Source organism: Belliella filtrata (assembly GCF_022549775.1).
Lineage (GTDB): Bacteria > Bacteroidota > Bacteroidia > Cytophagales > Cyclobacteriaceae > Belliella > Belliella filtrata.
Window position 1 is genome coordinate 1 of the sequence record NZ_JAKZGP010000021.1, and the last position, 16,368, is coordinate 16,368.

Below are 16,368 nucleotides of genomic sequence, written 5' to 3' on the forward strand. Positions count from 1 at the left end.
ATGTATTCCTGTCGGACTATTACCAAAAGGTTAGAATCAAAACTTAAAGAACCGCCGTATACCGAACGGTACGTACGGTGGTGTGAGAGGACAGATAGGGAAATAATCCCTATCTTCCTACTCTATTAATAGATACCTAGCGGTTAAAGGTTTTACCACGAAGAATTATAAGTTTTCGCTAAGAGATCCAAGAGTTTAGTGTGAAAATCCTCTTTCCACCTTTAGCGTTTCTCTTTTGCGTCCTATGCAGTTAAATGTTTTGCTTACACTAAAACTTTTTTGGAAATTAATTTTGCAAATCATTTTCTAGCGAGTACTTTTGTTACTCGTTAAGTCAGCTGTTTCATGTTAGATTCTTTAATCACCTCCAAGACAAGATTGAAGCTTTTAATTAAGTTTTTTAGTAACCCCAAAAATCAGGGACACCTGAGGGGCTTGGCTGATGAGTTTGGAGAATCTACCAACGCTATCAGGAAAGAACTCAACAACCTCTCAGAAGCTGGTTATCTCCTCAAAGTAGCAGATAAAAATAAGATCGACTATCAAGCCAACACCAATCACCCTTTCTTTTCCAATATCCAAGACCTGATCAGAAAATATCTGGGACTCGATAAGCTTTTGGCAACAGTTTTGGAAAGAATGGGAGATGTCCATGAAGTGGCACTTGTGGGTGATTATGCCAGGGGTTTAGATTCTGGAAAGATCGATGTACAAGTCACTGGAGATAAACTTAATGAGCATTATCTTGAGATGATTTCAGAGAAGCTCAAGGAACTGATCAAAAAAGAAGTGGTTTTTAGTATACAAGATCAAATATCAGATCCTGAGGCCATGTTGATTTATAAATCTGGCAGCTGAACCAATTTTTTGAATTAGTTTTCGTCTTAACACTACATCAACCCGCTAGGTCCTTATGGGACTGACAGGGCGAAGCTGTGAGTAATGACATAAAATTTCCAGTAATTTACGTTTCCTGAACTACCGCAAATTATTAATTTATAAGTAGCTTGCAGGTTGGAAAAATCCAAATTTAATTCGTGATTTAGATTCAAACATGAAAAAATTAATTCTTCTTTTACATTTTCTTCTTTTTACTGGTCTACTTATGGCCCAATCCTTATCTGATATCCAATCAGTCAAAGTAGATAACCTCAGTGATGCCCAGGTAGAGCAATTAGTGAAAAGGGCAGAATCCTCTGGTATGAATGAACAACAGGTCCTTGCCATGGCCAGGGAACGGGGAATGCCAGCATCTGAAGTATCGAAACTCCAACAAAGGATCTCAGCCATCAGAAGTGGCAAGGGGAATGCGAACCGAAACAGCAGGGATGCTCAGTATCAAGGTCGACAAGTGGAAGGTATGGAAGAGGATGAGGAGTTCGATTTCGAACTAGGCAGAGCAAATGACCCTTATAAAGACCTAAGTCCAAAACAGAAAAAGATCTTTGGTTATACCTTATTTCATAACAGAGAACTCAATTTCAATCCAAGCTTGAACGTACCAACACCACAGAATTATACGATAGGTGGAGGAGATCAACTTTTGATTGATATCTACGGGGCTTCGCAGCAATCCTATGACCTGAGGGTAAGTCCTGAAGGCAATATCATGGTTCCTAACGTAGGACCAATCAAAGTCGGTGGTTCAACAATTGCTTCAGCAACCTCAAGGATAAGATCAGCTTTGACTCAAATATATGCAGGATTAGGAGGAGGCAATCCAAATACCTTTATGGAATTGAGGTTAGGAAATATCAGAACGGTGTCTATTGCCATGGCAGGGGAATTGAACAAGCCAGGTAATTATACGCTTCCTGCCTTTGCCTCTCCTTTCAATGCACTTTTTGCCGCAGGTGGGCCTAATGAAAATGGATCTTTCAGAAACATTCAAGTATTTAGGGACAGCAAACTGTTGGTTGAAATAGATGTCTATGACTTTTTGATCAAAGGAGAAAATTCCAGCAGCATCACCTTAAGAGACAATGACCTGATCATAGTACCTCCAGTAAGGTCACGTGTAGAAATATCTGGTCCAGTTCGTAGAGAAGGCTTTTTTGAGATGAAACAAGGAGAAAGCATCAATGACCTGATTGCCTTCACTGGAGGTTTTAAATCAGATGCTTATCGTGAGCGGCTTACTGTGACTAGGAGCACTGGTGCTGAACAGCGAGTGGAAGATGTGGATGCTGTAAACTATGAGTCTTTCAATCCACAAGATGGAGATACATATAGGGTAGGACAGATTTTAAACAGGTTTGAAAATAGGGTACAAGTATCGGGAGCATTGATGAGACCAGGGACATTCGCCTTGCAACCGGGAATGACCTTGACCCAACTCATAGCAAAGGCCAATGGACTGAGAGAAGATGCCTTTCTTAACAGGGCTACGCTCTACAGGACCAAGCCTGATTTTTCCCTAGAAGTACTTCCCATAGATATCAGTGCTGTGGTCAATGGTACAGCGGAAGATGTAGTGCTCAGAAGAGAGGATGTTCTTAATATTCCAAGTATATATGATATCAGAGAAGAGTACTATATTAAGATATCTGGAGAAGTAAATAAGCCAGGAGCATTTGCCTATGGTGAAAACATGAAAGTCGCCGATATCATTTTGAAAGCTGGAGGATTCAAAGAGTCTGCATCTGCTTCACAGATAGAGATAGCAAGAAGAGTTAAGAATGATGTTTCTGGTAAGTTGGCTGAGATCATCAGAATAGATGTAGATAAAAACCTAAAAGTAAGTGCATCTGATATGGATGTGACCTTGATGCCTTTTGACCATGTGATCGTAAGAAGAAGTCCTGGCTTTCAAAGAGAGAAAATGGTCAGGGTAGAGGGAGAAGTATTCTATCCAGGTGAATATGCCTTAGCCAATGCCAATGAAAGAATATCTGATTTACTCAAAAGGTCAGGTGGGTTGAACCAATTTGCCTATGCCAAAGGAGCTACCTTGATCAGAAGAAATGAATTTTATGATGCTCCAAGTGAAAATGAAATTAAAAGTGAAAACCTAACTTCTGTTAAAGAGAATGTAGCCAGAGATAGCTTGGACAGGACGGAGTTTGATAAGCTCCTATTAGAACGGATCGATATGAAAATCTTGGAAAAGGGAGGTGATCAGTCCAACAAAAAAGGAGGCTTGATGGCTGATGATTTTAGAAAAGAAACTATCATTGGTTTTGTAGAAGATGACAGTGTGGAAACTGTAGCCATCAAAACCCAAGAAATGATAGGAATAGATCTGATAGCAATACTAAATAATCCTGGAGGAAACAATGACCTGATCCTTCAAGAAGGAGATGTATTGTCTATCCCAAAGGAACTTCAAACAGTACGTATGCGCGGTGAAGTATTGTATCCAACTACAGCTAGATATAGAGAGCACACCAACTTCAAATCTTATATTTCTAGGGCTGGAGGATTTACAGAGGATTCTCGAAGAGGGAGGTCTTATGTGATTTATGCCAATGGGGATGTTCGGCGGACTAGCAAGTTTCTGTTTTTCAACTTTTTCCCTAAAGTAGAGCCAGGGGCAGAGATTATCGTTCCAAAAAGGCCAGAGAGACAGCCTATGTCTGCTCAAGCTTATGTAGGTTTAGGAACAAGTCTCGCTACATTGGCCTTGCTCATCAATAATTTGACTAGAAATTAATGTTTAATTTTCAGACTTGAAATAGGAAAGCATATTACCTAAAAGAAATTGAATTTGTAAAAATGTCAGAAATCCAAAAACATGGTGATCGTCAAGTGGAAAATGACGAAATCGATTTGTTAGCATTAGGGAAGACAATTTGGTCAAAGCGGAGGCTAATTACATATATTGTCTTGATTTTTATTGGTGTAGGATTATTTGTAGCTATATTTTCTAGTAATGAGTTTACGGCTAGTACTACATTTATTCCCCAGTCTTCTGATTCCAACAGAGGTGGAGGAGCGCTAGGTGGTTTAGCTTCTTTGGCAGGGGTAAATATTGGGAATACCGTTATGAGTGCAGAGATACCTCCCTCCTTGTACCCTAAAATCACTTCATCAGTTCCTTTCAAAAAGGCCTTACTTGAAGCAAAAGTTACTCCTGAAGAGTTGGGTGAGGAAGTTACTTTTAAGTCATATATTCTAGAACATAATTCTCCTGGAATATTATCACTTGTAAAGAAGTATACCATTGGATTGCCTGGCGTATTGATGAGTGGTATAAAAGGAGAGAAGGCCGAAACCATAACAGTTGCAACAAATGATGGGTTGATACGAATAACAAGGGAAGAATATGATATTTTTCGAATTATCGATGCTAGCTTATCTGTGACTCCTAACGATAAGGAAGGATTTGTAGCGCTTTCCTTTACCATGTCCGAACCATTGATGGCCGCTCAGATGGCAAATCAGACAAAGAAACTGCTCCAATCAGAAGTGATTGCATACAAATTAGGCAATGCAAAAGAACAACTTAAGTTTACAGAGGAGCGCTTCGCTGAAAAGAAGGAAGAGTTCGAAAAGATTCAAAATCGACTTGCTAGCTTTCGTGATCGCAACCAAAATATTGCTTCAGCTGCTGCCATGAACCAACAAGATCGTATGGAAGCAGAATATAATTTTGTATTTAATGTGTATACTGAACTTGCAAAGCAAGTTGAGCAAGCAAAATTACAGGTTGCTAAGGATACGCCTGTATTCTCTGTAATAGAGCCTGTAAGTGTACCAAACGAGCGCTCAGCTCCCAAGCGTCCGCTTATAATCATTATATTTACTGTCCTTGGCTTTATTGTAGCCCTAGCTTATGTCTTTGGGTCCGAGTTTTTGAAAGGAGTAAAGGAGCAGTGGAAGGAAGTGTAAGGGGAGCGTCTTTAGGGGTATACGTTAAAAGTTAAGCGTTCAACGAAGGTAGATGTAAAACATAGTCAATCCTACATTTAACGCCTTGCCACAGGCAAGCATTAACGATTAACGCGAAGTATTAACGCTTAACATCTTTCAAACAAAATAATCCAATATTAAGATATGAAAATCACAGTTGTAGGTACCGGCTATGTCGGACTTGTATCAGGAGCTTGTTTTGCCGAGGTAGGCATCAATGTGGTCTGCGTGGATGTGGATCAGAATAAGATTGAAGGGCTCAAAAATGGCATCATGCCCATCTATGAACCAGGACTTGAAGAGGTAGTTAAAAGAAATTATGCTTCAGGAAGGTTACAGTTCACCACAAACTTAGGAGAAGCTATCCAAGGGTCTGAAGTTGCCTTTATTGCAGTAGGCACTCCTCCAGGTGAAGATGGTTCTGCTGACCTGAAGTATGTTTTGGCCGTGGCGGATGAGATAGGTACTAAGATGTCAGATTACATTGTAGTGGCTACAAAGAGTACCGTTCCAGTGACAACAGGAGAGAAGGTTCGTGCTGCTATTCAAGCTGCTTTGACCAAAAGAGGGGTAGAGCTTCCATTTGCGGTGGCATCTAATCCTGAGTTTTTGAAAGAGGGGGCAGCAGTAGAAGACTTTATGAAGCCTGATCGAATTGTGATTGGCGTGGATGATGAGCGTGCAGAGAAGATCATGAAGCGACTCTACAAGCCTTTCCAATTGAACGGAGATCGCATTATTTTTATGGATATCCCATCCGCAGAGATGACCAAGTATGCTGCCAATGCCATGCTGGCGACCAAGATCTCTTTTATGAATGACATTGCTAACCTCTGTGAACTAGTAGGAGCCAATGCCAATATGGTGCGTAAAGGAATTGGTTCTGATCCTCGAATAGGAACGAAATTTATCTACCCTGGGGTAGGTTATGGTGGTTCTTGTTTCCCCAAAGATGTTAAGGCAATCATCAAAACTGGAAAGCAATACGGTTACGAACTTAAGGTATTGCAATCAGTAGAAGATGTAAATGATGCACAAAAATACGTTTTGGTCAACAAAATCAAACAACATTTTGGGGAAGACCTAAGTGGAAAGACCTTTGCGATTTGGGGATTGAGCTTCAAGCCCAATACGGATGATATGAGAGAGTCTCCAGCTATTGTGATTATCGATGAGCTGATCGCTGCTGGGGCAAAAGTCAAAGGTTATGATCCTATTGCCATGGAAGAAGCACAGCATATCTATGTAGGAGATAAGATTACCTATGCCACAGATGCCTACGATGCTTGCGTAGATGCAGATGCCTTGCTTTTGGTGACAGAATGGTCTGAGTTCCGTATCCCATCTTGGGAAGCCTTGGGCAAATTGCTCAATGAAAAGGTAGTATTCGATGGTAGAAATATCTATGATAAAAAGTACCTTGCGGAGCTAGGCTTTGTTCATTATGGAATAGGGGTTTAGGGTTTAACGTTAAAGGTTCAACGTGCAGCCGCAGGCAAACATCAACGCTTAACGCGAAGCATTTACGCCTTAACACATAACAACAAACTCTACTCTGAGCCTCTGCGTGATAAAAATTTAAATAGCAATAAAAAATAACATGTTAAAACCACTTTCAGAATCGAAAATTGCCATTATTGGCTTGGGCTATGTAGGTCTACCTTTGGCAGTTGCCTTTTCTGAAAAGTACAAGGTGATTGGCTATGATATTGATGAAGAACGTATCAAGGAGTTAAGTCAGGGTAAGGATCGTACTTTGGAGGTGCAAAGTGAAGATTTAAAAGTCGTTCTTATTAGTAAGGATAAGGTTGATGATTTTCAATCAGGTTTGAATGTAACTGATGTAGCTAAAGACTTTGCTTCTTGCAATATATTTATTGTAACTGTACCTACACCCACAGACAAGCATAATAGACCTGTTCTTACTCCCATGTTGAGTGCTTCTGAATCTATTGCTAAGCATTTGAAAAGAGGTGATGTGGTAGTTTATGAATCAACTGTATATCCAGGTGTAACCGAAGAAGAGTGTGTGCCTCTATTAGAAAGAGTTTCAGGATTGAAGTTCAATGAAGATTTCTTTGTAGGCTACTCGCCTGAGCGCATCAACCCAGGAGACAAGGAGCATACGGTAACCAAGATTCTTAAAGTAACCTCAGGTTCAACTCCTGAGGTAGCCACCTATGTGGATGATTTGTACAAATCTGTTATTACTGCAGGAACGCATAAAGCTTCTTCTATCAAAGTAGCAGAAGCTGCCAAAGTGATCGAAAACTCCCAAAGGGATATTAATATTGCTTTTGTGAATGAGCTTTCAAAGATCTTTAACTTGCTGAATATTGATACCCAAGAAGTGCTAGAAGCAGCTGGAACGAAGTGGAACTTTCTTCCTTTCAAGCCGGGCTTGGTGGGAGGTCACTGCATAGGAGTAGATCCATTTTATCTGGCACAAAAAGCACAGGAAGTAGGTTACCATCCAGAGATAATCCTAGCAGGTAGAAGGCTCAATGACTCTATGGGCAAACATGTGGCTACAGAGACCATCAAGCACATGATGAGAAAGAATCTACAAGTAGTTGATGCTAAGGTTTTGATCCTTGGATTTACTTTCAAAGAGGATTGTCCAGATGTGAGAAACACCCGTGTAATAGATATCTATCATGAACTTAGGTCTTTTGATATGGATGTAGACATCTATGATCCTTTGGCAGACCCAAATGAGGTATTACATGAGTATGGCATACAAATTTGCAAGAGTGAGGTAAAAGAAGAAGTCTATACTTATGCAGCTGTGATTTTAGCCGTAGCTCATCAAGAGTTTAAGTCTTGGAAAATAGAAAAGTCAAGCAATCAAGTGGTATTTGATGTGAAATCAGTGATGTCAAAGGATATTGTTGATGCACGACTTTGATAGGTATTGAATGATAATATTATAATCGAATGAAGGTTTTTAATGTAATTCTATCTGGTGGAGTAGGATCAAGGTTGTGGCCACTTTCTCGTAAAAGTAGACCAAAACAATACTTACCCATCTTTGGAGGAGAAACACTGTTCCAAAAAACAATAAGTAGAAACTCAGGAGTTTGTGACCAAATTATTGTAGTCGGCAACAAAGATAATTATCAACTTTCTAGAAAGGATTTAAATAACCTTGGTAAGACAGGGTATCATGAGATTATAGAAGCTTGTCCTCGCAATACAGCTGCGGCAATAGCATTCGCTGCATTAGTAGTTGAACCACACGATATACTTTTTGTAACTCCTTCAGATCATTTGATCAATGAAGGAGATGCTTACAAGGATAAAATTCAGAGAGGAATTGAACTGGCAACTGCTGGATATATTGTTACTTTTGGACTGAAGCCAAGCAAGCCTGAAACTGGCTTCGGCTATATCGAAGCAAATGGGGAAGATGTAAAGAGCTTTAGGGAAAAACCGAATTTGGAAACTGCTGAATCCTTTTTGAAAAAGGGAAACTTCTACTGGAACTCAGGTATGTTTTGCTTTCAAGCTGGTGTATTTTTGAAAGAGCTGGCAACTTATGAACAAGAAGTTTATGAAGCTGCCAAGTATGCTTTTGAAAGTGCCAAAGATGGATTTTTGGATGAAGCGTTGAGTATGAAGATTCCTTCTATATCAGTGGATTATGCGGTGATGGAGAAGACAGCTAAAATCAAAGTTGTACCCTCAGATTTTGAATGGTCTGATATGGGGTCTTTTGAATCTATCTACGATTACTTGGCTAAAACAGGCCATCCAATTGACGAAAATGGAAACATGGTAATAGGGACTGATATACACACCTCATTCACTGGCCTCAAAAATGTTATTATGGTCAAGACAGATGATGCTATTTTGGTCTTGAACAAGGAAAATGCACAAGATGTTAAAAAAGTTTATGAAAAATTGGAACAGGATGATCCTGGATTAGTTTTATAAATCAATTCAATTGCGGATTAATAGTTATTTGAGAAGAATAAAAGTCCAATAAAAGTAAGTCTTTTTTTGTCAATTATTCCAAATTCAAAATATAATTTGGTTAAAGACCAGATATTTGCCCGAGAGGCTTAGTTGAAGATATTGTAGTCTTGAATTTGACGAATTTTCAATATTATGTGCATTTAAAAAGGGATGAGTTAAAATTTTAATCAAGATAAATAATGTTTAAAATTTTCTTAAACAATAAAGTTTTCGAGTGTGAAAAGGATGAAACCATTGTTAATGCAGCATTAAAAAACGGTATCTTTCTTAATCATAGTTGTTTAACAGGAAGATGTTCATCTTGCAAGTTTAAGGTTATTGAGGGGGAAACTGAGATATGTGAAAATGAACTTGCCTTAAGTTCACTTGAACGTGATAATAACTATATACTTACTTGTGTTAGGAAACCTGTTTCAGATATTTGGCTAGATGCAGAGGATTTGAGTGCTTATGGGCTTGTAAAATCTCGTACATTCCCAGTAAAAATAGATAGCTTCCAAAATTTATCCGAATCTATTGTTATGGTTACTTTAAGATTACCTCCCAATCAAAAGTTTAATTTTTTAGAAGGTCAATATATTGATGTAATAAGAGGAGGAATAAAAAGAAGTTATTCTATTGCTAATGCCTCAAATGCAGGTAAAATTGAACTCCTAATCAAGAATTATGAAGGTGGTCAAATGAGTAATTATTGGTTTAACGAAATGAAAATAAATGATCTGTTAAGAATTGAAGGGCCAAAAGGGACATTTTTTCTTAGAGATCATGAAAAGGGACAAAATTTGGTTTTTCTTGCGACAGGCACTGGTATAGCACCAATAAAAAGTATTTTAGAAAGTGAAAAGTTCAGAGAGAAAGCAGATGATTTTGAAAATATTTATGTCTTTTGGGGGATGAGATTTTCGAGTGAGATTTTTTGGTCACCAACGAATAAGAAGATATTTTTTATTCCAGTACTATCTAGAGAAGGGAAAATAAAAAAGTATGTACAGGATATTTTGCTTGATCAACAAATTGCTTTAGAAAATTCAATGTTTTATGCATGTGGCTCTGAGGAAATGATAAATCAAACCAGAAATAAGTTAATTTTAAATGGATTAAATGAAAATAGTTTCTTTTCAGATTCTTTTGTTCAATCAAATTAAAAATTTATGAAAGCAGTAATTTTAGCAGGTGGGTTAGGTACTCGACTCAGTGAGGAGACATCTCTGAAACCAAAGCCAATGGTTGAGATTGGTGGTAAACCAATATTATGGCATATTATGAAAATTTATTCTTCTTATGGGGTAAATGAATTTATAATATGTTGTGGATATAAAGGGTATGTTATAAAGGAGTATTTCGCCAACTACTTTTTGCACCAATCTGACGTTACATTTGATATGGAAAGTAACTCCATGGAAGTACATCAAAAAAGAGTTGAGCCGTGGAAAGTGACTTTGGTAGACACAGGCGACAACACCATGACTGGTGGTAGGCTGAAAAGGGTTTATGAGTATATTAAAGATGAAGAAGCGTTTTGTTTTACATATGGTGATGGGGTTGGTGACATTCAAATTAAAGAATCCATAGATTTTCATAAAAAGCATGGTAAGTTAGCTACAATGACTTCAACTTATCCTCCAGGAAGATTTGGAGCTATTGATATTCAAGGCGACGAAATCAAAAGTTTTAAAGAAAAGCCTAAAGGTGATGGAGCTATGATTAATGGAGGTTTCTTTGTGCTTTCTCCAAAGGTAGTAGCAAGAATAAAAGGGGATTCCTCGGTTTGGGAGCAAGAACCTTTGATGTCTCTTGCAGAAGATGGTGAATTGATGGCTTTTAGACATGAAGGTTTTTGGCAACCTATGGACACCCTGAGGGATAAAATTAAATTACAAGAGTTGTGGGAAGAAGATAAAGCACCATGGAAAAATTGGAGGTAAGAAAAGTAAATCCATCCTTTTGGAAAGGAAAGAGAGTTTTTTTAACAGGACATACTGGTTTTAAAGGTAGCTGGTTGGCTATTTGGTTGCATCAAATGGGTGCAATAGTAAAAGGTTACGCTTTAGCCCCCAATACTTCTCCCTCGTTGTTTGATACTGCAAATGTCAAAAATCTTTTATATCATCAAATTGGAGATATAAGAGATTTGGATAGTTTGAGACAAAGTATGGTTGAGTTTGATCCGCAAATTTTGATTCATATGGCTGCACAGCCACTTGTAAGATTATCCTACACTGAACCAGTAGATACTTATATGACAAATGTAATGGGCACTGTAAATGTGTTAGAATCAGCAAGATCTTGTGGGAATTTGAAATCTATTGTTTCTGTAACTACAGATAAATGTTACGAAAATAAGGAATGGGTATGGGGTTACAGAGAAAATGAACCAATGGGTGGTTACGATCCCTATAGCAGTAGTAAAGGATGTGCGGAATTAGTAACAGCTGCTTATAGGAATTCTTTTTTCAATACGGATCATGCTCCTGCTTTAGCTTCTGCAAGGGCAGGGAATGTGATAGGAGGAGGTGATTGGGCTTTAGACAGGCTTATTCCAGACGTAGTTAAAGCCTTTAATGAAAAAAGACCTGTGGTTGTTAGGAATCCTTTAGCGACGAGACCTTGGCAACATGTTTTAGAGCCATTATCTGGTTACCTTATGTTGGCGGAGAGTCTTTTTATGGAAGGGAAGAGGTTTGCAGATGCTTGGAATTTTGGTCCAAATGATGATGATTGTAAGAACGTAAAATGGATACTAGATCAAATGATAGATATCTGGGGTGATGGGGTGTCATGGCTTTTAGATGAAAACCCGCAGCCACATGAAGCAAGATTTTTAAAATTAGATTGTTCTAAAGCTAAGTCTGATTTGAAATGGGAACCAAAATGGTCCATAGGGGAAGTGTTAAAGCTTATCAATAAGTGGAATTTGGCATTTTTGAGTAATAAGAATATGCATGAGAAGTGTTTAGAAGAGATTAATATTTATAATAATTAAAAGATGAATAACGAAACGTCTATAAGAAACGAAATTGCCAAACTGGTAGAAAAGTTTGCAGAAATTAAATATCAAGAATCAGAATTTGTACCTGGATCAACTATAATTCCTCCATCGGGTAAAGTTTTAGGAAAAGGTGAATTGCTAAACATGGTAGAAGCTTCCTTAGACGGATGGTTGACTACTGGTAGATTCAATGAAGCATTTGAAAAAAAATTAGCAGACTTTTTAGGAGTTAAGTATTGCCTTTCTGTAAATTCTGGGTCTTCTGCAAATTTAGTGGCATTTTCCACTCTAACTTCGCCCAAACTAGGTGATAGAGCAATAAAAAAGGGAGATGAAGTAATTGGAGTTGCTGCTGGTTTTCCAACCACTGTGAATCCAATTATTCAATTTGGAGCTGTCCCCGTTTTTGTAGATGTTGACCTAAGTACGCACAATATCAATGCTGATTTGATAGAAGCTGCTATTACACCAAAGACAAAGGCGATTATGCTTGCTCATACCTTGGGTAATCCTTTTAACTTAGAAAAAGTTACAGAGCTGTGTAAAAAATACCATTTGTGGTTGGTTGAAGATACCTGTGACGCTCTGGGTGCCACATATAATGACCAGCTCGTAGGTACATTTGGAGATATTGGTACTTTAAGTTTTTATCCAGCACATCATATTACTATGGGTGAGGGAGGAGCAGTTTTTACAAATAATGCAGAGTTGAAAGTCATAGCTGAATCATTTAGAGATTGGGGAAGAGATTGTTATTGTGCTCCAGGATGCGACAATACTTGTGGATGTAGATTTGAGCAAAAGCATGGTGATCTACCATTCGGGTATGACCACAAGTATGTGTATTCTCATGCTGGATATAATTTAAAGATCACAGATATGCAAGCTGCGTGTGGATTAGCACAGTTGGATAGGGTGAATGATTTTATAAGCAAAAGGAGAGAGAACTTTAATTACTTAAGTGAGAAATTACAATCTCTTGTTGATTATTTGGAATTGACCCAAGCAACTCCAAACAGTAACCCTTCGTGGTTTGGGTTTCCAATAACGATCAAACCAGAGAGTGGAGTCAATAGAGTAGATTTGTTGAGGTTCTTGGATGAGCATAAAATTGGATCAAGGTTATTGTTTGCAGGAAACCTTACAAAGCAACCTTATTTTCAAGGAGTAGAATATAGAGTTGTCGGCAAGCTTACAAATACGGATATTACAATGAATAACACATTCTGGATTGGTATATTCCCTGGATTAGATAGACAACATTTAGACTTTATTGTAGAGAAAATGGAAGAGTTTTTTGGATTGAATTTTTAATGAATAAAAAAACAATTTTACTTACTGGAGCTACTGGTTTTCTGGGAAGCCATTTGCTTGAGGCCTTAATTAAAGAGGAGTATACAGTCGTAGTTCTTAAAAGATCATCTTCAAATAATTGGAGAATTAAAAATTTAGAAGGAAGGTATATAAGCTATGACATAGATTTATATCCAATTGAAAAAGCTTTCCAAGATCAAAAAGTAGACTGTGTGATTCATACGGCTTGTAATTATGGACGAAACGGGGAGTCAATTTGGCAAGTTGTAGATAGCAATTTAATGTTTGGATTAAGAATTTTGGACTTTTGCTTAAAGTTTGATGTAAATACCTTTATTAATACTGACACCCTATTGCAAAAACACATCAACGTATACTCGTTGTCCAAAAAACAATTTGTTGAGTGGCTTGAGAAAAAATCTGATAAAATAAAGGTGGTTAATTTAAGGCTTGAGCATATGTATGGCCCAAACGATGATACTACTAAATTTGTACCATGGATAATTTCCCAATTTCAACAAGGAGTAGAAGAAATTAAACTAACGGAAGGAGAGCAAGAAAGAGATTTTATCTATATAGATGATGTAGTTTCAGCTTATTTAACAGTTTTAAATAAAGATTCTAAACTTCAAATGTTTAATGAATTTGATGTTGGCTCTGGGCAATTAAATACTGTAAAAAGTTTTCTTGAGGAATTAAAAGATAGATATCAAACTAATTTTGGAAAGATAGAGACTAAGCTAGCTTTCGGAAGTATTCCTTATAGGGAAGGAGAAATGATGAAGGTTGAAGTTAATATAAAAAAATTATTGAATTTAGGATGGTCTCCAATGATCAACTTAGAACAAGGAATAACTAATATTATAAAGCAAGAAAAATGAAATATTTAATTACTGGAGGGTGCGGTTTTTTAGGATCCAATATAGCCAGCGAAATAATAATGCAAGGTCATGATCTCGTCGTATTTGATAATTTATACCGTTTTGGAAGTTACCAAAACTTAGAATGGCTTCGAACAAAAGGTGAATTTGAATTTATTCATAGTGATATTCGAAATTTTAACGATGTCGAAAGAATTATTAAGAGACATAAACCAGATGTTATTTATCATCTTGCAGGTCAAGTTGCGATGACTACTTCAATAAATAATCCAAGGATGGACTTTGAAGTTAATGTGGTTGGTAGTTTTAACCTACTGAATGCTGTACGTTTGTTTTCTCCAGAAAGTACAATTGTTTATTCATCAACAAATAAGGTTTATGGTGATTTGGAGCAATTTGAATATCGTGAAACTGAAACCCGCTATGAATGTGTAGATAAACCTAATGGCTTCGATGAAAATGTGAATTTGGATTTCCACTCGCCTTACGGGACTTCAAAAGGCAGTGCTGATCAATATATGTTAGACTTTGCACGTATTTATGGATTGAAAACAGTTGTATTTCGACATTCCTCAATGTTTGGTGGACGTCAGTTTGCTACTTTTGATCAAGGGTGGTTAGGCTGGTTTGTTCAAAAAGCAATTGAAATTAAAAATGGAATTGCTAAAGAACCTTTTACAATTTCGGGTAACGGTAAACAAGTAAGAGACCTACTTTATGCAAGTGATTGCGTCTCTCTTTATTTGAAAGCCGCAGAAAATATTGAAATTACCAAAGGGCAAGCTTTTAATATCGGAGGAGGTATAGATAATTCATCATCTTTATTAGAATTGTTCCAATTATTAGAAAGAAAATTGGATATAAAAATGAAATATAACCAATTACCTCCTAGAGAAAGTGACCAACGAGTTTTTGTTGCTGATATCTCTAAGGCTAAGAATATGATTGGCTGGACACCTAAGGTTGTTAAATCAGAGGGTATAAATAATATGATTAATTGGGTTGATTCGTAATATGGCTTTGTATAAAAGAATTTATTTAATTGGTGATGCATTTGTATCATTTAGAGCACGAGCATTGTTTGAATTTCTAATGGCTTCTCCTGAATATGTTTTCCACCATTCAGATCCGAGATTTTTGATGACGACAAACAAAAGTTTTTTCAAAAGACTTTTGTTTAGGATATTCAGGATATTTGATAAGTTTTTAAGTTTACATAAATTAGTCATTTCAGATATAATCTATATTTTACCTATGGGTAATCTTATAGGTGTTGAAAAATTCATATCTAAAATGTTAAGAAAGAAGGTAATTGGAGAATTTTATATATCAATGTTAGATACTTACGTCAATGATAGAAAAATAGTATTGGAAAATTCTTTGAAAGCTTCTAAATTATTAAAACTTGATCAAAATTTAATTGACGTATGTAATCAAATTGTATTTTTAAACTCTTCTGAGAGGGAATATTATTTGAATCTAATTGAAAGACAAACTGCTTATGACAAAACATTAATAATCCCTTTAGCAACAAATTATAGACTGAGATCAAAACTTCCATATGCAAACTTAAAAAGCTCAACTATAACGCTTTGTTGGTGGGGGACATTTTTACCTTTGCATGGCTTAGATAAAATCATTGAAGCGGCTAAATATTTAAAGCTGGCTAATATTGACTTTAAGCTTTACTTATTTGGGAATTCAACGGAAAAAGCTTTACCATATAAAAATCAATTAATAAATCTTGGTTTGGAGTCGCATGTTTTTTTTGATTATTATAAAAACTTTGCAGATAAATCACTTGAAAATTTCCTGATCGATAATTGTGATATTGCATTTGGTAATTTTGGTGATAGTTTTAAAGCAAAAACTGTTATGGTAAATAAAGTTGTTGAATCGATTTCAATGGGTTTACCTGTAATTTCACAAAGGACATCTGCATTGAATGAGTATTTTACCGATTTAGAGAACATAATATTTTGTGAGTCGGAAGCATTAAAAATTGCAGAAAAAGTCATTATGCTTTCAAAAGAAAGAAATTTGCTTAACGATATTGGTAATGCGGGATATTTGTTATTTGAAAAACATTTTTCCAAAGAAGCATATTTAAATCAGATTATTCCATTACTGAAAACGTAAAATAGTTTTTATTAGTATCCGCAATGCTGCACGTTAAAAAAAGAGGCATTGTATCATGCGAATACTCGTCCACAGACAACAGCTCAAGGTCATCCGAAGGTGTGAAATAGTACAATATTCTATCAATTGTTCGGTTATGCGCAAGTAGGCGTAAATACATAAGTAATTTTAATAAATATAGTAGCAGTTTCGATTTTAGAGAATGATTAAGTTTAT

Annotated in this window: 13 protein-coding genes; all 13 read left to right on the top strand. The window is 36.7% G+C overall.

The window, feature by feature from the left end; all coding sequences use genetic code 11:
* Positions 1-345: 345 nt before the first annotated feature.
* Positions 346-858, top strand: coding sequence for a helix-turn-helix domain-containing protein (locus MM239_RS09725; RefSeq protein WP_241347990.1), 513 nt, complete (start codon positions 346-348; stop codon positions 856-858).
* Between the two features lie 196 nt (positions 859-1,054).
* On the top strand, positions 1,055-3,652 hold the full coding sequence (locus tag MM239_RS09730) for an SLBB domain-containing protein (protein ID WP_241347991.1): 2,598 nt from the start codon (positions 1,055-1,057) through the stop codon (positions 3,650-3,652).
* Between the two features lie 62 nt (positions 3,653-3,714).
* Complete coding sequence (locus MM239_RS09735; RefSeq protein WP_241347992.1) at positions 3,715-4,830, top strand: Wzz/FepE/Etk N-terminal domain-containing protein; 1,116 nt, start codon at positions 3,715-3,717, stop codon at positions 4,828-4,830.
* Between the two features lie 165 nt (positions 4,831-4,995).
* Positions 4,996-6,312 (top strand): UDP-glucose dehydrogenase family protein, encoded by a 1,317-nt coding sequence (locus MM239_RS09740; RefSeq protein WP_241347993.1) that lies wholly within the window; start codon positions 4,996-4,998, stop codon positions 6,310-6,312.
* A 139-nt stretch (positions 6,313-6,451) separates the two neighbouring features.
* The gene (locus MM239_RS09745; protein WP_241347994.1) at positions 6,452-7,759 is read left to right on the top strand and encodes a nucleotide sugar dehydrogenase; all 1,308 of its coding nucleotides are present in this window, start codon (positions 6,452-6,454) and stop codon (positions 7,757-7,759) included.
* 29 nt (positions 7,760-7,788) lie between these two features.
* The gene (locus MM239_RS09750) at positions 7,789-8,787 is read left to right on the top strand and encodes a mannose-1-phosphate guanylyltransferase (protein WP_241347995.1); all 999 of its coding nucleotides are present in this window, start codon (positions 7,789-7,791) and stop codon (positions 8,785-8,787) included.
* A gap of 221 nt (positions 8,788-9,008) precedes the next feature.
* Positions 9,009-9,974 carry an FAD-binding oxidoreductase gene (locus MM239_RS09755; protein ID WP_241347996.1) on the top strand — a complete coding sequence of 322 codons (966 nt, stop codon included), beginning with the start codon at positions 9,009-9,011 and terminating at the stop codon, positions 9,972-9,974.
* Positions 9,975-9,980: 6 nt separating this feature from the next.
* Complete coding sequence (rfbF, locus tag MM239_RS09760; protein WP_241347998.1) at positions 9,981-10,754, top strand: glucose-1-phosphate cytidylyltransferase; 774 nt, start codon at positions 9,981-9,983, stop codon at positions 10,752-10,754.
* Positions 10,736-11,812, top strand: coding sequence for a CDP-glucose 4,6-dehydratase (rfbG, locus tag MM239_RS09765; protein ID WP_241347999.1), 1,077 nt, complete (start codon positions 10,736-10,738; stop codon positions 11,810-11,812). The genes rfbF and rfbG overlap by 19 nt, the downstream gene beginning before the upstream one ends.
* A gap of 3 nt (positions 11,813-11,815) precedes the next feature.
* A complete protein-coding gene (rfbH, locus tag MM239_RS09770; protein WP_241348000.1) occupies positions 11,816-13,132 on the top strand; it encodes a lipopolysaccharide biosynthesis protein RfbH in 1,317 nt (438 codons plus the stop codon).
* Complete coding sequence (locus MM239_RS09775) at positions 13,132-14,013, top strand: NAD-dependent epimerase/dehydratase family protein (protein ID WP_241348001.1); 882 nt, start codon at positions 13,132-13,134, stop codon at positions 14,011-14,013. The genes rfbH and MM239_RS09775 overlap by 1 nt, the downstream gene beginning before the upstream one ends.
* Positions 14,010-15,026 carry a GDP-mannose 4,6-dehydratase gene (locus tag MM239_RS09780; RefSeq protein WP_241348002.1) on the top strand — a complete coding sequence of 339 codons (1,017 nt, stop codon included), beginning with the start codon at positions 14,010-14,012 and terminating at the stop codon, positions 15,024-15,026. The genes MM239_RS09775 and MM239_RS09780 overlap by 4 nt, the downstream gene beginning before the upstream one ends.
* A 1-nt stretch (position 15,027) precedes the next feature.
* The gene (locus tag MM239_RS09785; protein WP_241348003.1) at positions 15,028-16,152 is read left to right on the top strand and encodes a glycosyltransferase; all 1,125 of its coding nucleotides are present in this window, start codon (positions 15,028-15,030) and stop codon (positions 16,150-16,152) included.
* The last annotated feature ends 216 nt before the right edge of the window (positions 16,153-16,368 follow it).